We start from the raw sequence: 18,086 nt of genomic DNA, 5'->3' as shown, positions 1-18,086 counted from the left end.
TTCGTCCCTGAAATTGACAGCATCCTGGTCATCGGTAACCTGATGTGTCTTCGTTATTAGAATTATTGAACTGTATACTACTGATACAAGATCCAACCCAATTGAACGGCCATCACTTTAAATCATCAGCCCAATCAACGTAAACTAAATCATCCATACAATTGATCTGAGTCAAAGAATTAAACGACTTTTTATTTATTTGCGCCATTCCATCTATGCATTACTTATAATCCTCACATTCAGTGGAAGCTTACGATTGCGCTAATCGTACCCAAACAGGCTGGATGGATAGTGTGTGGGTAACATCAAGACATTTGCCCTTCTTGATGAATACGTGATTAAGTGGTGTCCTGACAGATGATACGATTGTGCGGACGTTCCATGGTCGACTGCAGATAAGGAATGGCGCTGCCAGGTTCAAGTATTGCAATACCATAAACATACCTGATTGATGGTATGGACCCATCCCACTTCCTCAACGGCGTCAGATTCGCCAGGTCCGTTAAGTTGCCAATATATGTCGCTACCCCTAAATCATTTAGGGGTAGCGAATGCCTATGTCAACCATTGAGGCAACACACTATCGAAGCAAACTTGGCATCTTTCCATTGCGCAGCTCATCAATCACCTGCTCGGACAACTTCCACGGATCACCTTTGATCCGCGTAATCAATTTTCTCCATACGTGGTTGAATGCATCTATGGCAACGTCATCATCGAATTGGATGCCAGCAGGTAACAATGGTGCAATGTCATCCGTCAAGCTTCGACGTAGCTTCTCCAGCATGCGCTGTTCAGCATTAGCGCGCGTGATCAGCGTACCCTCCAGCACCAAATAGTGCTCGAAGCAGGCTATGAGCTTGTCGGGATCCATCGAGAGTTGTCTGAGCCCCTCGTGTAAGTCAAACAGGTCACGGTTCTTACGCCGTTGCAGCAAAGCGCGAAGCTTTGTCCCGAACAATTCCTCCGGTTCGAAAGACGAGATATCGGTTTTCGCCTTGTGCCAACTACTGTCAACCTCGAAAGGATACGGTCTAATGCCATACAGGCTTTCATGCTCGCGGGTATTGATCTCGACTTTCAGCTTGAGCGTAGTTTCTATATCCGCTTCGGGCACTAACTTGAATACAAGATGCATTGAGTGGTCGGCTTGATTCCGGTTACATTTTCCCAACCAGGAAAGCGCGTTACGAACAGCATCGATAGTAGTACTAGGGCCTGTTAATGGCTGTGCCGCCACGAAAGGCGATCTTGCCCTCTAACGCTGGTGAATTGAATAGGTCACACAAGGCGCGCGAGATGATCAGGTCCTGCTCGACCTGTCTCGAATCCGGCCAGGGGCCTTGCTGCGCCACTCCTGGATGTAGGAGGCCGGGATCAAAAGTCGATCTCCACAAGCTCATTGATCACGAGCATCCACTTGGCGTTTTTTTCATGCAGTTCCGCCAGCGCTTCGGTCAACGGTTTAACGGATGGGTCCAGGGGCTTCATGGATTTGGCCTTCCTTGCAAACGGTTCTATCGCCTCAGCCTGGCGTGCAAGGCCTGCACGCTCCAGCAAATATCCCAGCCGGCGCACCGCGGCGTTCTCGTAGGCCAGGGCGGCCTTGGCCAGCTTGTGTGGATCGGCCTTGGCACCGATGTCCTTTGTGACCTGGGCCACGCCGTTTATGCCGGCAGCCTTGTGGAAGTAGCGGACACAATCCAGGAGGGTTAGCTCCACGCCAGCAGCCTTTGCGAATCCCGCCTCGCTTTTCATTTGCGCAAGCCAATCAGGCAGATTGGTCTTGGTAAAGGCCGCCGGGGTCTGGTAAATAAACTGGAGGCGGTGGCGGCCGATATCGAACGCCCGCAGCTGCTTGGGAACGACCACCTGAAAGACCATGGCCGCCTGGTGTGAGGAGCCATGGAAAGCAGCAGCCCGCAACAGCGAGATGCGATAATCGAGCTTGAGGTATTTCATTAGGGGATCGATCCAGCGCACTGGATCGGGCGCACCGGCCACCCTGTCCTCCGGCCGCAGGATCAGGTAGAAACCTCGACGGGGTGATGCCAACCGATGCTTTTTGCTCAATCTGCTGGCCGCGGCAATGAAGGCCTTTGAGCTTAGTCCAAGCGCTTCCAACGCCTCTTCACGAGAGAAGTAGGCCTGGCCGCGGGAAAGCAGGTCATCGAGATAGTAATCAAGGGAAGTCATTCCCCGTTTATATGTGAAAATCGATAATAATTCAAGATTTTTGCATATGGCTGGGGCAGTGAAGATATTCCGAGATATTGAGGTTAAGTCTCTGTCGGTGGAACATCGACAACGATCAGCGTGGAACGTGAATGGAACGCAGAGAAATAAAGAAGCCGTAACATATTGATATAATTACAAGATTTCATAGATTCAGCGAAAATTCAAGTCCTCTCCTCGGCACCAATTTCCTCAAACACATTCATTGAACCATGTAGTACTGGTTCTAAAAGTCAACCTGATCGAATATCTCTTGCATCGATCGCGTAACTACTCTGATTATTCATCAGCGAACTCCAATGCATCACGTACCGTTTCGAGTCCAGCCATGGCACAAACGCCGTCAATGCTGTCCCGTTCGGAATTCCCCGGTGGCGCGCCCGAGATACCGATACCGCCTAGAAATTCACCACCCGCCTCTATCGTCAAGCCACCACCCACAAGCAGTGCACCGGGATTGTTAGCCACTTGGTCAGGAATGCGCCGTTCCTCAAGCATGCCTGCCAGTTCGGCAGTTGACTGGCGAAAGCTGTTGGCTGTCCAGGCCTTCCGATATGCGGTCTCCGAAGTATGTGGACCGGCAAAACGGTCTCGTAGCTGAACCTGTATATTGCCACCGCGATCCACCACTGCAGCCGCAACAGAATAACCTCGATTACGGCAGTCATTGATTGCGCCCCATGCCGCCTTGGAAGCCATTTCCAATGAGATCGACCGAAACTGATAAACAGCACTGCCATGCTGCGAGTCGGCATTTGCGGAACTGTTAAAGAATATGGCAAGCACGGTCAGTAAGTAGAGGCTCCTGGATAGCATTTTTTTACTCCGGTAAACAATGATTTTCCGCCAAACTCTCAGCGAGCAATCTAACAGGTCAAGCCACTTTGATCACACGCTGAGAGTTATCCGTCATCAGTAGGCAACAGGTCGATATAACCTGTCAGACGATGCTAGGATTTCTCTACAATGTCTTTCTTTGTACCGGCAAAGAAATCCAACACTTCACGACTCTCTGTGGCGGGTACTTTGAATTTGTGCAGGGTATTTTTCAGTGCGGTGATCAGGATCTCCCAATCCTTCTCATCTATCCTCATACCCTCATGGGAAAGTTTCATCTCCCGCCCTCGGTAGTAGAGCGGGCCACCCGCCTTAGAGACGATAAAATCCACAATCAACTGTTTTTCCCTTGTAATACCGTCACTACCGCGATGCGCCCAAAAGCGCCCGAGTTTTTCATCTGCTGCAATCTGCACAACCACATCATCCACGACAGCACTGATGGCGTTATAACCGCCCAGCCGTTCATAGAGAGAGACTTGTGATGGATTATTGTCGCCGGCGATTGCTGATGGTGCAGCACACACCAATGCAAGTGGCAGAACAGCGGTAATGGCAAACTGGTGAAAACGGGTCTTCATAACACTACTCCTTAACGGTAAAATTTGTTTGCAAAGCGACTCGATTGTTGGCCGCTGTTTCAGGGTAGGTATATGTCGATAAAATTAGAAATTGTATTTAAGAATGTAATTTATTCAGTTTTTAAATCAATCCCAATCGTTCTCAAATTGATTGGCCAACACTTTGCTGGCTGCCTGTCTCGGCCTGACCGGAAACCAATGCGGGGACTGTCGTCCGGATATAATCGATAAACGATTGAACATGCGCGGACTCAGTGCTTTCAGATTGCCAACTCCACTCAAAGCTGAAACAGGCGGGTTCATCTTTATCGATAAATAGCGGGAAGTTGGCCATATTATCTGGTGATATTTTGGCCTTCGGCAGAATACCGGCGCCTATTCCCAATGAGACCCAATCCTCGATCACCTGATAGGTCAGGGCCTGCCCCGCATAGGCATGCAACTCAACACCCTGGGATTTGAGTAACGTTGACAAGGCAGCATTCAGTCCGCAACCGCCACCTGTAAGGATGATCGGAGTGGCAGGCAGGTCTGTTATTTTGAATGACAGATGATTCGCCACTTGATTGTCATCAGCCGCCGGCAGGTAGTGGAGAGAATCCCGGTAGAAAAGGCAGGCGTGTTCTCTCTCGCTCTCAGTTGTCGTCGGCAGGATCTGCACATCGATCTGTCCCCTGCTCAGACGCTCGGCAAGGTCATCGATAAAACACTCCTTGAAGAAGATCGTGATATCCGGATTTGCCTGTCGAAACGGCGCCAACACATGATCCAGCCTCTGCATGTCGACCAGGGGAGAAAAACCAATGCGCAAAATCTTATGCGTGGGATTGTGGAAGGACTCTGCCGCCTTGGTCAATTCATCGAGACTCAGTAGTACATCCTTGATACGCGGCAGCATATATTCGCCGAAGGGAGTCAGATCAACCCTACGCGTCGTGCGACTGAACAACCTCCCCCCCAATTCATCCTCAAGTTGCGAGATGGCATTCGACAACGTCGGTTGAGTGGCGAAGCAAAGCTCCGCAGCGCGACTGAACGAGTGGGTCTCGGCTACGTGTACGGCAAACTGAAGCTGCTTTAGATTCATAACTTAATTTATTCGGATATCAAATAAATAGTATTCATAAATAGAATTTCTCAATTATTCGGCTCGAGCTTATGCTTTTCATCGACACAATTCAACACTATGGAGATCAACGATGAGCGCCCAGCGAATGCTGTTTTTGACCGTCGCCGCACTGCTCTTTGCCGGGATTGGATTGTCCGGCTGGAATCAGGTGCATTGGTTCCTCTATCTGCCTGCCGGGATGCTGGTCTTCGCCGGCCTTACGGGTCTCTGTCCAGGACTGGTGCTGTATAGAAAGCTTGGCTTCAAGTAACCCCTTCAGCATGTAGATCTGCCACATTTAGCGGACTGAAGAGATAGGATGAATACGGGAATAATTGAGCTTCTGGCATTCGGATTGATTGCAATCATAGCCGGTTTTTTTCTGCTGATCAGCATGGTTCGCGAACTCACACCCAATCAGCGGCGAAAATGGTTTCTAGGGATTGGCCTCGGTACCGGTATCATCGCATTCAGTCTGAAGATTGGGCTTATCGTGATCTTCTCACTCTTCCCCGGGCCTATGTTGTCGCTGTTCCCCGAACGTGAGCATGAGTTTGCATCGGTCATTGCATCTACCGACCAACGCTATGATTCAAGGATATTCAAAACCCCCTATACCTGGCAGGCACTGCCCACCTCAGCTCCATATCCTGAGGACAACCCGCCTACTGCCGAAAAAATCAGGCTGGGCAAAAAGCTGTTCTTCGATACGCGGTTATCGGCAGACGGCACCCTTTCATGTGCATCCTGTCATGAACTCACCGATGACAAAGGTGGCGGGGATGGACGGATCGCATCGATCGGTATTTACGGTAAACAGGGCACCAGAAACGCCCCCACAGTGCTCAATGCGGCCTTCCAGAAAGTACTGTTTTGGGACGGGCGCGCCTCATCACTTGAGGAGCAGGCAATGGGTCCGCTGATAAACCCGATTGAAATGGGTATGCCCTCACTGGATCATGTGGTAAAGACAGTACGCAATATTCCAGAGTACCAGGCGTTGTTCAGTTCAACGTTTCCAACCCGGCCAGCGATCACCATCGCCACCATCGCAATGGCTATCGCCAGCTATGAGCGCACCCTGATCACGCCTGACTCACCCTATGACCGGTTTATCAGGGGCGATTCGAGCGCACTCACTGAAAAGCAGATTCGCGGTATGGCGCTGTTCGAGTCCACCGGCTGCATCCTTTGCCACTCCGGACCGAATTTCAGCGCAGCAAGTCTCTTCAGTGACGACACGCCCTACAGGATATTCCCTACCATTCCCAATACGGTGTATGAGCAGCGGCATCGCCTAAGCGATGATCTCGGCGCAGCAGCAAAGGATAACGGCTCGGACAGAGGTGTCTGGCGCATTCCTTCGCTACGCAATGTCACTCGAACCGGTCCCTACTTCCACAATGGTTCTGTTTCCTCTCTGGAAGAGGCGGTACGCATCATGGCCCATGTTCAGTTGAACAAAGCCATAAGCAATAGAGACACTGATGACAGATCAATTCAATGGCTGAGTAACAGTAAACGACTCAGGGTAGAGGGCCATCAGGCCTTGAGTGATACTGAGGTTGAAGAGATTGTGGCCTTTCTCGAGTCGTTGGAAGGTAAGTTGCCAATCAGCCAGCAATAATAAAGGGGAACCAAAGAGGCTGGCCGTTGCCCGTTAACATGCCCTTGAATAATACGGTATCTGCCTTTCTGAAAGATCATACATCCTTGGCTATCTGCATGTATCAGCGGATTGAAGTAAAAACGGCACTCAACGAATGTAAAACAATGTAATAAAGCGCACTCCCTCCAGCGCTTCTGATCCGCCTCCCTGTCCCTCAACTAATATAATGTATTTCATATACTTAAAAAGGCCACATAACAGAATTGATATTGCCTGCACAGGAACCAGAACATCATGAACGGATCGTGGTCAATAGACTAGACCTATAGATTTTCATCCAGCTTGAGCCGGGTACATTGACATCATGAGCCCAGCTATCGTAGGGTCAATTTACGTTGTCTATAACGCACCGCGACTTATACAACCGCTCGGATTGCAGCAGAGAATGACTTAACTGATTTAGACCGAGATATGATATGAATAGGTTACTGATCCCTGTCGCCCTCTCCCTTTCCCTGATCACTGGCTGCGCGGTGAACCCTGTCACCGGAAAGAAAGAACTAAGCCTGGTTTCCGAGGCGCAGGAGATGGAGATCGGCCGAAAGAACTATGCGCCACTACGCCAATCCCAGGGGGGTGACTACGTGGTGGATAAGAAGCTGACCGCCTACGTCAGCGAAATCGGTCAAAAACTGGCCGCTGTCAGTGATCGCAAGCTGCCCTACGAATTCAAGGTCTTGAATAACTCGGTTCCCAATGCCTGGGCACTCCCCGGCGGTAAGATCTCCATCAACCGCGGTCTATTGACCGAATTGGGGAGCGAAGCGGAACTGGCTGCCGTGCTGGGACATGAAATCACCCATGCCGCGGCAAAGCATACCGCCAGCAGCATGTCCCGAGGGATGTTGATTCAGGGTGCGGTAATGGCAACTGTGATCGGTACCCAGGGAAAAGACTATGCCCAAATCGCACAGTTGGGGGCCGGTCTCGGGAGCCAATTGATCACCAAGAAATATGGCCGGGACGCAGAACGTGAATCCGACTACTACGGCATGAAATATATGTCGAAGGCGGGATACGATCCCCAGGGGGCAATCGAACTGCAACGTACATTCGTACGTCTCTCTGAAGGTAAAAACCAGGATTGGCTCAGTGGACTCTTCGCCAGCCATCCACCCTCCAGAGAGCGGGTCGAGAACAATATCAAGACAGCCGCCAAGCTTCCTAAAGGCGGCAGCGTCGGCAAGGATCGTTTCAAAACCAGAACGGCCCACATAAAACGCACCAAGCCAGCCTATGAGGCCTATGAAGAGGGTCGCAAGGCACTGCAAAAAGGTAACCTCAAAAAGGCCAGGACAATGGTCGGCAAGGCCCTGCGCCTGGAACCCAAGGAGGGCCACTTTCATGCCCTGCTCGGGGATATTGAGGAGAAAAGAAAGCACCCTGCGATTGCCAAGCAGCACTATAACAAAGCGATTAAACTGAATGACGGCTTTTTCTACTACTACCTCAAACGGGGGCTGGTGAACGAAAAACTGAAGAATGCCGACGCCGCCAAGCTCGATCTGGAGAGGAGCATCCAACTATTGCCGACAGCGAATGCCTACAACTCCCTGGGCAATCTGGCTCAGGCGGCCGGTAATCTGAAATCCGCCAAATCCTACTATCGCAAGGCCGCCTCGAAAGATACCACGGAGGGCAAGGCCGCCTACAGCGCCTTGATGGCGCTCGATTTGTCGGAGAATCCGCAAAACTACATCAAACTCCGGACCGGCCTGGACAACAAGGGAAGAGTCAAAGCGGAGTTATACAACCCAACCCCCCGCGATGTAAAAAGTATCGTCATTGCAATCCATTTCCGCGATGCCAATGGCCAGATCAGAAAACTCAAACGCGTCTACAAACCGGTTTTGCCTTCCGGCAAAAAGCGAATCATCGACCTGGGCGTGAAGAATATCCCGAAAGCGCAACTGTCGAAGGCCAAATTCGGCATCATCGGCGCCCGTCTTGCCAAATGATCCTGCAACCGTTCGGGGTTGGATTCAGTTGAACCCCATCCTTCAACCATACAGATTTTGAGGATCAGGCCGCACAGAGACGTATCGCCATCTTTCATCGCTGTAACCTATTGAAATTGAAGGAATCAGGAAATCTCATTCTCTGCTTTCTCCCTCTGGACGATGCCATGGACAGCATCTCCTTAGTAATCCTGAATATGAAAAGGCTTAATCGTTTCAGCGATAGTGACGCCTACCATTCGACCTGGCCAATAAAACCAATAACCACATTGAACAATGAAAATTTTTCTCTTCAGGTGAATCCAGGATCGGACTTGGTCCGTATTCTTGCTTGAAGTCATGCATCAAGCAGGCTGATGAATTCTACTGATTCAATTACATATCCATCTGAGGAGAAACCATGAACAAGACTACAAAGACAGCCATCGTGGCCGGAGCGATTTCAACTGCATTGGCCATGGGGGCGGCGAATGCTGCGCCCTCTGCCGGTACGGAAAAGTGTTACGGCGTAGCCAAAGCGGGTAAAAACGACTGTAAGGCAGGCCCCGGCACCAGCTGTGCCGGCTCCTCCACATCAGACGGCCAGGGCAACGCCTGGATGCTGGTACTCAAAGGGACCTGTGAAAAGATTGTAGGCGGCAGCCTGGCGGAAAAGTAATCAAGCAAGTCGACTCTGCCGGATGGGGCACACCCATCCGGCAGACACTATCCCGATTGTCACTTTTAACCGGGGTTGTTCACTCTGCCTCCAGGTTTGCCGTACCTACCTTGCTGTAGCTGGTTAATATAGAAAAAAACCATGAAGCAGAAGTACTTGGATAATGTGACCCAGATCAGGCAATATTCCCCTGGGGTGATATGATGTCACCTGTTCTCATTGCCGCCCGCCACCGATCTTTCCTCAAACGATGCCAGATGATATTCAACAGCCCTATCTCACCGATCCGGTCAGTCGGGGGCAACTGGTTAGCCACATTGAGGCCTGCAGACAACGAATTCCAACCTTCGTAAACAGGCACTTTTCCCTGCAAGGCGCCTTCCGGTTAAACAGACTGGCCCTGGGAGGCGACATCCTGGTCGCACCATTCAACTTCCTGATGGGCTTTCCCAATTTTCTGCTCCGGCTGATCGCTATGCTTTTCGAACTACTCGGAGCGCATCGCCTGGCCCGACGTCTGTTGAAGACCCATCTTGGACTACCCACAAGGGTTCAACAGGCGTTGACCACACACCTGTATACGGACTTGCTCATGTTATCCCGCCACCATGAAGAAGCAGATACACGGTTACGGCAGCTTCTCCACCAATCAGCCAAAGAGCCATTGCAGATCTATGTGCAAACAAGAAATGTAGCCGGCGATATCACCGCGGGCACATTGGCGGCCATTCTGGGTTTAATCCTGTTGAATCAATTCACACCCGGTTCCATTTCAGCCGGTGCTGCAGTCGCCCACCTAGTCGCCGGGGAACAGGCCGCTTCGGATTTCTTTCTCGGAGAGACATTGGGACGCTTCTACTACACCCTCTTCCCGGTAAGTCCGCCGATTGGCATCGTGATGGCAACCGTTCTGGTGGTGATGGTGACGATCGCCCTGGTGGCGGCATTTTCCGGCATGCTTCACGATCCCATCCAGAAGCGTACCGGGATACATCAACGCCGACTCAATCAGCTTCTGGACGCCATCGAGAAAAGTGCCTGCCAATCGCCCGCAAAAGGGTATCGCCCCAAAGATACCTTTGTCGGCCGGATCTATGATTTCATCGATTGGGTCAAAGGACTGCTTTCGTTTTAATCACCGCGGCAGAGCCCATAAATGGTTTCTCTCGTATCAGAGTGCCTGGGCGAGTATCCGGGTAATTGGTTATGATGGGTCAGATGCAACCACCATAGAGTACCTTTGGATACGTGACTGACTATCTCCACGCCCCATTGCCATCCCGTAATATGCCGGCGGGCATCCCCTTCATCATCGGCAATGAAGCGGCTGAGCGATTCAGCTTCTATGGCATGCGGGCGATACTGGTCGTCTTCATGACCCAGTACCTGCTTAACAGTAGCGGCGTTGCGGAGCCGATGAACGAAGAGGAGGCGAAGGGCTGGTTCCATCTATTCGTCTCGGCGGTCTATATCACACCCCTGCTGGGCGCTCTGATCTCCGATGGCCTGCTGGGAAAGTACCGCACCATCATCCTGCTCTCCCTGGTCTACTGTCTCGGCCACTTTGCTCTGGCGTTGGACCATACCCGCCTCGGCCTCTTGCTCGGATTGGGGCTGATCGCCTTGGGTTCCGGTGGAATCAAGCCCTGCGTATCCGCCCATGTGGGGGATCAGTTCGGCCGCACCAACGGACACCTTCTGCCGCGGGCCTTCGGCTGGTTCTACTTCGCCGTCAACCTGGGCGCATTCATCTCAACCCTGGCCACCCCCTGGCTGCTGCAGCAGGTTGGACCGGCCTGGGCCTTCGGTGTACCCGGTGTACTGATGGTCATCGCCACAATACTCTTCTGGGCCGGCCGCCGTCGCTTTGTCCACATCCCGCCTGGTGGGTGGGAATTTGTCCGCGAGACATTCAGCCGCGATGGATTGCTCACCCTGGCTCGGCTATTGATACTCTATCTCTTCGTTGCCGTCTTCTGGGCCCTGTTCGACCAGACCGGCTCAGCCTGGGTAATCCAGGCCAAGTCAATGGATCTAACGTTGTTAGGCGTGGAGATACTACCGGCCCAGATCCAGGCGGCCAATCCCCTGCTGGTGATGCTGCTGGTACCAACCTTTTCCTATCTCATCTATCCGGCAATCCAACGCCGCTGGCACCTGACGGCCCTGCGAAAGATCGGCTATGGCATGCTGCTCGCGGCTGCGGCCTTCGCTATCTCGGGATGGACTCAGCACCTGATCGACATCGGGCAGACCCCAACCGTCGCCTGGCAGTTATTGGCTTACCTGGTGCTCACCAGCGGCGAAGTCATGGTATCGATCACCTGCCTGGAGTTCTCGTATACTCAGGCGCCCAATCGGATGAAGTCATTTGTGATGGCCTTTTTCATGATGTCCGTCGCTTTGGGAAACCTCTTTACAAGCATGGTCAATTTCGCCATCGAAGGCAGTGAACTTCTGCAGGGTGCGGACTACTATGTTTTCTTCGCTCTCTTGATGTTGATAACCACAGGGCTGTTTGCGTTGGTGTCGCGATATATTCCGGAACACAGCAGGTTACACACCGAAGCTGTGGCTGTACCAGTCAATCGGGATTGAATGATGAACGTATAGATCGACTATCGATCTTTGCTGTTCATAAGCGATGGGGGATTATGGCAAGACAAGAGTACGGCCAGGCGGTTCGATACTTTACTGCTTTGTATATGCGCAATCAGTTCAACCAACAAAAGAGGATCTGCTATGCCGCTAGTCAACATTTCCATACTCAAGGGTAAGTCACCTGACTATATTAAAGCCGTTACCGACGGTGTGAATTCTGCGGTTATTGAGACGATGGACTTTCCTGACGATGATCGTTATCAGATCGTTCATGAAGTGGAACCGCATTGTCTGCAATTTCAGGAGCGCGATGGAGATCGGGTAATGATGTTTCTCATCATGCGTGCGGGACGTTCAAACAAGGCGAAACAGGCCTTTTACAAAAAATGTGTTGAAAACCTAGCAAAAAATCCCGGTATAGATCCGGCGAATGTTCTGATCACGATTGCAGAGAATCACGATGTTGATTGGTCGTTTCGTGATGGCGTTGCTCAATTCGTCGTGTAAGGGGATATCTATTTCGCATAAGCCATTAAAATCATCTGGTTTTTAAGTCGGAAGTTCGAACAACCTCGCTTCCACGCCAGGCGTGATTAGCACTGCCGGTGATACTTGAAAATATGGCGCGCCCGGAAGGATTATTCGGGCCGCCGCTACGCGGCGCTGGTCGAATCTGTGCTAAAATCGATCTTATTCAATAACTTTTCCAAATCGATGAATCCATGGTTTTCAATCAAACTGCCATCATTCTCATTGGATTTCAGAATGATTATTTTCTCAAAGATGGGGCATTGCATGGAGCACTTGAGAGTTCAGAAGCAGCAGGTCTCGCTCTGAAAAACACGGTCAATCTCATAAAGCACCTGAAAGACACACCGATCCTGCTGATTAACACTCCTATTGTATTTACCAGCGATTATTCCGAAATCACCCAGCCGGTCGGTATCCTGAAAACCATCAAGGAGATAGGGGCGTTCAAGCATGGTACGACAGGTTGCGAGACCGTGGCTGAAATCAAGGCCTTCAGTGACAGGATCATTACGGTTCCGGGCAAGCGCGGACTGAACGCCTTTTCTAATACATCACTGGAACAATTGCTGCAATCACACGACATCACCGATGTGGTATTCGCCGGTGCGGTCACATCAATCTGTATTGACACTACCGCCCGCACCGCGCTCGACAAGGGTTATTCAGTCACCATTCTGAAAGACTGCACCACCGGACGCAGCAGTTTCGAGCAGGAATTTTATTGTGAGGAGATATTTCCGCTGTATGCCGAAGCCATCACCTCATCGCAGCTGACCGAGCAACTATAAACCGCGATCTACGGTGAAAAAGCAGATCACAAGCGACGAATTACAGGCCCAGCTGAACCTGAAACTGCTTGAACGTTTGCGTACTTCTGAACGCCGCTACAGGGAACTGGTCAGTAATCTCAAACAAATCGTCTTCCAATTGGATCGGGACGGTCGGATGACTTTCCTGAATCTGGCCTGGGAAAACATCACCGGCACCTCGATCGACAGGGCTGTTCATCTGCCATTGTCTCATTTCCTACCTGAAGCGGATCGTGCCGAATTCGATGCCATTGTGCATCAGCTGCTTATAAGCAGTGGGCAGATTTTTTCATTTGAATCTGAATTGATAGGAGAAAACGATATACGCACCCCGGTCGAAATGACCCTAACGCCGCAACTTGAAATTAGTGATGTCACAGGCATTGTCGGAACCATCATCGATGTCACCGAACATAAGGATATGTTGTGCGAACTGAGTCTGAATCGAGAACGCCTGTTCTTTGCGCTGCAGGGTGCCAACGACGGCTACTGGGACTGGAATCTTGAAACTGACGAGGTTTATTATTCCCCCCGCTGGAAAAGCATGTTGGGCTATCGGGACGATGAGCTGCTGGAGAACGACCTGACGGTGTGGGAGCAACTGGTACATCCCGATGACAGAGGCACCACATTGAAACAGGTCCGGCAATATCTCGACGGTCACATTGACAAGTTTGAAGTGGAATTCCGCATGCAGCATAAGGCCGGACACTGGGTGAATATTTTATCCAGGGCATCGCTCGCCTGTGATGATAACAGCCGCCCCCTGTCGCCTAAACGGTTAGTGGGCACCCATGTCGATGTAACAGAACGCAAACAGATCGAACAAAAACTGCTCAAACAGAACCTTGCGCTGGAAGCCACCGCCAACGCTATCTTCATCACCGATCCGGATGGCGAGATTGAATGGGCCAACCAGGCCTTCCTCAAGATGTCTGGCTACAACATGGAAGAAGTACTGGGGAATAATCCGAAGCAACTGATTTATTCCGGCAAGCAGGAAAATGATTTTTACGAGAATATGTGGCAATCCATCAGTTCAGGACAGGTCTGGCAGGGTGACCTAATCAACCGCAAGAAAGACGGCAGCCTGTTCGATGTGTTCATGACCATCACGCCGGTGCTGGATGCGCAGGGACAGATCACTAACTACATCGCGGTAAAGGACGACATCACGCATCGCAAACAGATCGAAAAGGAAGTGGAAGAACTGGCCTTTTATGACCCACTGACCCGTCTACCCAATCGCCGCCTGTTCATGAGTCACCTGAAACAGGCAATACTCCATAGCCGTCGTCAACTGACCTATTCCGCCCTCCTGTTTATCGATCTGGATCATTTCAAAAATCTTAACGACAGTTACGGGCATGATATCGGGGACCTGCTGCTTATCGATGTCGCATCGCGTATCACTTCCTGCCTTCGGGAAGTCGATTTGGTGGCGCGTCTCGGTGGCGACGAATTCGTGGTCATACTGGAAAACATGGGTAGAGATTCAGCTGAAATCAACAGCAGTGTCTTGACCATTTGCGAAAAAATACTGGTTTCAGTGTCCGCCGAGTCGAACCTTAAAAACATCAGCTACTCTAGCACCTGCAGCATTGGTGTTTGTTTGTTCAGGGATGAATACCCACGCGCGGAAGACATTCTCAAGCGTGCTGACACCGCCATGTACGAAGCCAAGAAATCAGGCCGCAACAGCGTTCATTTTTTCAATCCGGAGATGCAGCAGGAACTCAAAAGTAGACTCCAACTTGAGCGTGAACTGGCCTATGCCCTGACACAGAATCAGTTCCGCCTGTTTTATCAATTGATTGTGGATCACGAGCGCAATGTGGTCGGCGCCGAAGCATTGCTCAGATGGCACCATCCGGACAAAGGCATCATCGGCCCCGACCAGCTTTTCCCCCTGATCGAGCTCAACGGTATGATCGTCCCGATTGGTGAATGGGTGATCAATGAGGGCATCCACCAATTGCAGCGCTGGCAGCAGGAAAGCTCAACCCGTTCGCTAACCCTGTCTGTCAATATCAGTGCGCTACAGTTCAAAAAACCCGATTTCATCAGTAACCTGGCATCGAGCATCGACAGGTACGGCATTGATTGCAATCAACTCTACCTGGAATTGACCGAGAGCACCCTGATCATCAATTTTTCCAGCACCAATGAAAAGATAGAAAAACTCAATCGCATGGGCATCAAGACTTCGCTTGACGATTTTGGCACCGGTTATTCCTCATTGAGTTATCTGAAACGCTTCAATGTCTCACAATTAAAAATCGACAGGTCGTTCGTGCAGGACATCCTGGTGGACGAAGGTGATCTCACCATGGTGAGGACCATCATTGAGATGGGTAGAAATCTCGGTCTTGAGGTCGTTGCAGAAGGTGTCAGCAATGAACAGCAATTCGAGCTACTGAAAAGCTGCGGATGCAAACGCTTCCAGGGCTACTGGATTAACCGGCCGTTGCCGATAGAGGACATTGATTCCCTGCTGAGCCCCCTTTCACCTAAATCGAGTGCTTTTTGAAAGAGATATCAGAAGTATCGCCTTGGTATCAGTTCAGGGGAACAGGCGTTCCGCTGGAGATGCGAAATCCCTGCCGGGGCATGCTAACGGGGACATCACGACCCATTACACGGCAGCGGAACGGCAAGAGCTGCTGAATACCGCTGAAATGATCGTTGATCGTAGCAACGCCCAGACCCCCACCCTGAAAATGGTCGGTTGAAGTAAAGGATTTATCGGAAAACTGTCGGGAAAGGAAAAAGCGCTAGCCACTAAATAAGCGTTAACTCTTAGATCTATATGGTGCGCCCGGAGGGATTATTCGGATCGATGGTCCTCACCCCAGCGGGGCCGCCGCTGTGCGGCGTTCTGCGCGCCTGCGGCGCTGGTCGAACCGGCTCTTTGAAGTCGGAGGTTCGAATACTCTCGATTCTTCTTTTGGCGCGATTTGCATTACAGGTGATACTTGAGAAAATGGCGCGCCCGGAAGGATTATTCGGGCCTGTGGCCCTCACCCCTCCGGGGCCGCCGCTGCGCGGCGTTCTGCGCACCTGCGGCGCTGGTCGAACCGGCTCTTTGAAGTCGGAGGTTCGAAGATCCTCGATTAAATTTAAGGCGCGATTTGTACTACTGGTGATGCTTGAGAATATGGCGCACTTCGAAGGAGAAACTTCGAACCGCCTTTTCCAAACATTAGAGGAATGGGATGAATTTCTCAAGAAATATGCTCCATTCTTCAAGGAGGTGGCCTGATGAGCACACCTCCGATAAAATCAAGAAACAACAATGGGATACCCTCACCCTTTTCCCTCAGACTAACCTTTGAAGAACGTGCGGCACTGGAACAAGAAGCCGGACACTTGCCGTTAGGGGTGTATATACGCTCCAAACTGTTCGGGGGCAGTGAAGCACCCCGCAAAGTGCGGACACGCCCCCGAAAGCCTATAAAAGATGACCGCGCCATGGCCAGTTTACTGGGTGGGTTGGGGCAGTCCCGGATCGCCAACAACCTCAATCAACTGGCCAAAGCCGTCAACACGGGCTCCCTGCCGGTGACGCCGGACACCGAAAAAGCTATTAATGAGGCCTGTAGTGCGGTTCAGGATATGCGCAGACGGCTCATGCGAGCACTGGGCTTCCCCAGTTCCGAGGGACTGCCATGATCCTCAAAGGGAAACAACGCGCCCATGGAAGGCAACTTGGTAATTATTTGCTCAAAATAGGCCAGAATGAGCATGTTGAAATCCATGAACTGCGGGGATTTGTGACCAATTATCTACCCTCGGCCCTGAGTGAGGTTGATGCTATCAGTAAAGGCACTCGCGCAAAGCAACCCTTCTTCTCCCTGAGCATGAATCCACCTCCCTCTGAGCGAGTTTCAATTAAGGCATTTGAGGCTGCGATAGAGCAAATCGAGCAAAAGCTTGAATTAGATGACCAACCAAGAGCCATCGTCTTTCATGAGAAGGAAGGACGCCGCCATGCCCATGTCGTCTGGTCGCGGATTGACACTGCAGAAATGAAAGCGATTAACCTGCCATTCTTCAAAATGAAACTCAAAGACGTTTCCCGAGAGCTGTATTTGGAGCATGACTGGAAAATGCCTCCAGGGCTAGCCGACAGAAAAGACCGCAATCCCCTCAATTACAGTCGCGAAGAATGGCAACAGGCGCGGCGTGTAGGCCTAAACCCCAAAGACATCAAACGGATATTCCAGGATTGCTGGGCTGTATCGGATAGCCGAAAGGCCTTTGAGCAAGCCCTCCTGGCTCAGGGCTTTGTCCTGGCACGGGGTGATCGGCGCGGCTATGTCGCGCTCGATTATCAGGGTGAGGTTTACGTCATCGCCAAATATACGGGCGTTCGGACCAAGGCCGTGCGGGAAAGGCTCGGTGATCCCCTGGCCCTCCCCATGGTTGAGCAGGCAAAAGCACAAATTTCCGACCGGATGGCGGCTAAGCTCAGGCAGTACCTGAAAGACGCTGAAAACGAAAAACAAAACCTCTCAGCCGCCTTGGAATTCAAGCGCTTACAACTAGTGGAGCGCCAGCGTAGCGAACGTCAGCACCTTGAACAGATGCAGAGTGAACGCTGGGAGGCTGAAACCAACGTCAGGGCGAAACGTCTTGTCGGCGGTCTCAAGGGCGTCTGGCATGTCCTGACAGGAAAACACGCCAAGGTGCGGCGTCAGAACGAACTGGAAACTTTGCTGGCCATGCAGCGGGACCGTGCGGAAAAAGACAATCTAATATTCAAGCATATCGAACAGCACCAGCAACTCAGCCAGCGCCAGAGAAATGCACAGTACCGCCATAAACTGGAAATTGAGGAACTACGCCAGGATATTTATCAGTACAGGGAAATGAAATCCGGCAAGCTTTCAAAACTGAGGGAAGATTTTCTAAAAACCTCAGAGAAGCCAAAACGGTCACTTTTACTAGAATGGCATCGCAAGCGAGGTCGTGGTTTCGAGCCGGAAATATGAGTGGCCTGAGCAGAGTAGCTATCTAAGAGCCCAAACTGGGAGAACTAAGGCTCTTGCTAATCCAAATGCCAAGTTCCGGTTCGAGGGAAAAAGAAGTGTTTTTTC

General features: G+C 51.2%; 18 protein-coding genes. 13 read left to right on the top strand and 5 right to left on the bottom strand.

The genetic code is table 11. The features are described from left to right. Positions 1–580: 580 nt before the first annotated feature. The 5 genes from AB8516_RS00620 to AB8516_RS00600 all read right to left on the bottom strand — a co-directional run bounded on the left by AB8516_RS00620 (position 581) and on the right by AB8516_RS00600 (position 4,740). On the bottom strand, positions 581–1,138 hold the full coding sequence (locus AB8516_RS00620) for a nucleotidyl transferase AbiEii/AbiGii toxin family protein (protein ID WP_369157051.1): 558 nt from the start codon (positions 1,136–1,138) through the stop codon (positions 581–583). Positions 1,139–1,377: 239 nt separating this feature from the next. Continuing rightward, positions 1,378–2,196, bottom strand: coding sequence for a type IV toxin-antitoxin system AbiEi family antitoxin (locus AB8516_RS00615; protein WP_369157048.1), 819 nt, complete (start codon positions 2,194–2,196; stop codon positions 1,378–1,380). 318 nt (positions 2,197–2,514) lie between these two features. Continuing rightward, a complete protein-coding gene (locus AB8516_RS00610) occupies positions 2,515–3,051 on the bottom strand; it encodes a heme-binding protein (RefSeq protein WP_369157046.1) in 537 nt (178 codons plus the stop codon). Positions 3,052–3,185: 134 nt separating this feature from the next. Further along, on the bottom strand, positions 3,186–3,653 hold the full coding sequence (locus AB8516_RS00605) for a group 1 truncated hemoglobin (protein WP_369157044.1): 468 nt from the start codon (positions 3,651–3,653) through the stop codon (positions 3,186–3,188). A gap of 142 nt (positions 3,654–3,795) precedes the next feature. Next, positions 3,796–4,740: a LysR family transcriptional regulator gene (locus AB8516_RS00600; RefSeq protein ID WP_369157042.1), complete on the bottom strand. Its 945-nt coding sequence runs from the start codon at positions 4,738–4,740 to the stop codon at positions 3,796–3,798. 112 nt (positions 4,741–4,852) lie between these two features. Here AB8516_RS00600 and AB8516_RS00595 point away from each other — a divergent pair, with 112 nt between their 5' ends. From AB8516_RS00595 to AB8516_RS00535, 13 genes are all read left to right on the top strand, one after another. Further along, positions 4,853–5,032 (top strand): hypothetical protein, encoded by a 180-nt coding sequence (locus AB8516_RS00595; RefSeq protein WP_369157040.1) that lies wholly within the window; start codon positions 4,853–4,855, stop codon positions 5,030–5,032. Positions 5,033–5,080: 48 nt separating this feature from the next. Further along, positions 5,081–6,388 carry a cytochrome-c peroxidase gene (locus tag AB8516_RS00590; RefSeq protein ID WP_369157038.1) on the top strand — a complete coding sequence of 436 codons (1,308 nt, stop codon included), beginning with the start codon at positions 5,081–5,083 and terminating at the stop codon, positions 6,386–6,388. A gap of 458 nt (positions 6,389–6,846) precedes the next feature. Beyond that, positions 6,847–8,388, top strand: coding sequence for a M48 family metalloprotease (locus tag AB8516_RS00585; protein WP_369157036.1), 1,542 nt, complete (start codon positions 6,847–6,849; stop codon positions 8,386–8,388). A 400-nt stretch (positions 8,389–8,788) separates the two neighbouring features. Continuing rightward, entirely contained in the window at positions 8,789–9,046 is a 258-nt protein-coding gene (locus AB8516_RS00580) for a DUF2282 domain-containing protein (RefSeq protein ID WP_369157034.1), read from the top strand. Between the two features lie 250 nt (positions 9,047–9,296). Then, positions 9,297–10,181, top strand: a complete 885-nt coding sequence (locus AB8516_RS00575; RefSeq protein ID WP_369157032.1) for a DUF6635 family protein — start codon at positions 9,297–9,299, stop codon at positions 10,179–10,181. Positions 10,182–10,294: 113 nt separating this feature from the next. Next, a complete protein-coding gene (locus AB8516_RS00570; RefSeq protein ID WP_369157030.1) occupies positions 10,295–11,644 on the top strand; it encodes a POT family MFS transporter in 1,350 nt (449 codons plus the stop codon). A 144-nt stretch (positions 11,645–11,788) separates the two neighbouring features. Further along, complete coding sequence (locus AB8516_RS00565; protein ID WP_069126823.1) at positions 11,789–12,154, top strand: tautomerase family protein; 366 nt, start codon at positions 11,789–11,791, stop codon at positions 12,152–12,154. Positions 12,155–12,369: 215 nt separating this feature from the next. Beyond that, a complete protein-coding gene (locus tag AB8516_RS00560; RefSeq protein WP_369157027.1) occupies positions 12,370–12,966 on the top strand; it encodes a cysteine hydrolase family protein in 597 nt (198 codons plus the stop codon). A 13-nt stretch (positions 12,967–12,979) separates the two neighbouring features. Further along, positions 12,980–15,517 carry an EAL domain-containing protein gene (locus AB8516_RS00555; protein WP_369157025.1) on the top strand — a complete coding sequence of 846 codons (2,538 nt, stop codon included), beginning with the start codon at positions 12,980–12,982 and terminating at the stop codon, positions 15,515–15,517. Positions 15,518–15,539: 22 nt separating this feature from the next. Further along, entirely contained in the window at positions 15,540–15,719 is a 180-nt protein-coding gene (locus tag AB8516_RS00550) for a hypothetical protein (RefSeq protein WP_369157023.1), read from the top strand. Between the two features lie 107 nt (positions 15,720–15,826). Next, positions 15,827–16,249, top strand: a complete 423-nt coding sequence (locus tag AB8516_RS00545; protein WP_369157021.1) for a hypothetical protein — start codon at positions 15,827–15,829, stop codon at positions 16,247–16,249. Further along, complete coding sequence (mobC, locus tag AB8516_RS00540; RefSeq protein ID WP_369157019.1) at positions 16,249–16,659, top strand: plasmid mobilization relaxosome protein MobC; 411 nt, start codon at positions 16,249–16,251, stop codon at positions 16,657–16,659. The genes AB8516_RS00545 and mobC overlap by 1 nt, the downstream gene beginning before the upstream one ends. Next, positions 16,656–17,981: a relaxase/mobilization nuclease domain-containing protein gene (locus AB8516_RS00535; protein WP_369157017.1), complete on the top strand. Its 1,326-nt coding sequence runs from the start codon at positions 16,656–16,658 to the stop codon at positions 17,979–17,981. The genes mobC and AB8516_RS00535 overlap by 4 nt, the downstream gene beginning before the upstream one ends. Positions 17,982–18,086: the final 105 nt, after the last annotated feature.

The organism is Candidatus Thiodiazotropha sp. LNASS1, assembly GCF_964212655.1.
In the GTDB taxonomy this organism is placed as follows: Bacteria; Pseudomonadota; Gammaproteobacteria; order Chromatiales; family Chromatiaceae; genus Thiodiazotropha.
This window is presented reverse-complemented; position numbering and strand designations above follow the sequence as displayed.

What these genes read in the sequence shown, in the direction of transcription:
- AB8516_RS00545 (WP_369157021.1), top strand. Translation starts at nt 15,827, where the DNA reads ATGGTCCTCACCCCAGCGGGGCCGCCGCTGTGCGGCGTTCTGCGCGCC.
- mobC (WP_369157019.1), top strand. Translation starts at nt 16,249, where the DNA reads ATGAGCACACCTCCGATAAAATCAAGAAACAACAATGGGATACCCTCA.
- AB8516_RS00620 (WP_369157051.1), bottom strand. Translation starts at nt 1,138, where the DNA reads ATGCATCTTGTATTCAAGTTAGTGCCCGAAGCGGATATAGAAACTACG.
- AB8516_RS00615 (WP_369157048.1), bottom strand. Translation starts at nt 2,196, where the DNA reads ATGACTTCCCTTGATTACTATCTCGATGACCTGCTTTCCCGCGGCCAG.
- AB8516_RS00560 (WP_369157027.1), top strand. Translation starts at nt 12,370, where the DNA reads ATGGTTTTCAATCAAACTGCCATCATTCTCATTGGATTTCAGAATGAT.
- AB8516_RS00595 (WP_369157040.1), top strand. Translation starts at nt 4,853, where the DNA reads ATGAGCGCCCAGCGAATGCTGTTTTTGACCGTCGCCGCACTGCTCTTT.
- AB8516_RS00535 (WP_369157017.1), top strand. Translation starts at nt 16,656, where the DNA reads ATGATCCTCAAAGGGAAACAACGCGCCCATGGAAGGCAACTTGGTAAT.
- AB8516_RS00585 (WP_369157036.1), top strand. Translation starts at nt 6,847, where the DNA reads ATGAATAGGTTACTGATCCCTGTCGCCCTCTCCCTTTCCCTGATCACT.
- AB8516_RS00590 (WP_369157038.1), top strand. Translation starts at nt 5,081, where the DNA reads ATGAATACGGGAATAATTGAGCTTCTGGCATTCGGATTGATTGCAATC.
- AB8516_RS00600 (WP_369157042.1), bottom strand. Translation starts at nt 4,740, where the DNA reads ATGAATCTAAAGCAGCTTCAGTTTGCCGTACACGTAGCCGAGACCCAC.
- AB8516_RS00605 (WP_369157044.1), bottom strand. Translation starts at nt 3,653, where the DNA reads ATGAAGACCCGTTTTCACCAGTTTGCCATTACCGCTGTTCTGCCACTT.
- AB8516_RS00580 (WP_369157034.1), top strand. Translation starts at nt 8,789, where the DNA reads ATGAACAAGACTACAAAGACAGCCATCGTGGCCGGAGCGATTTCAACT.
- AB8516_RS00575 (WP_369157032.1), top strand. Translation starts at nt 9,297, where the DNA reads ATGCCAGATGATATTCAACAGCCCTATCTCACCGATCCGGTCAGTCGG.
- AB8516_RS00610 (WP_369157046.1), bottom strand. Translation starts at nt 3,051, where the DNA reads ATGCTATCCAGGAGCCTCTACTTACTGACCGTGCTTGCCATATTCTTT.
- AB8516_RS00565 (WP_069126823.1), top strand. Translation starts at nt 11,789, where the DNA reads ATGCCGCTAGTCAACATTTCCATACTCAAGGGTAAGTCACCTGACTAT.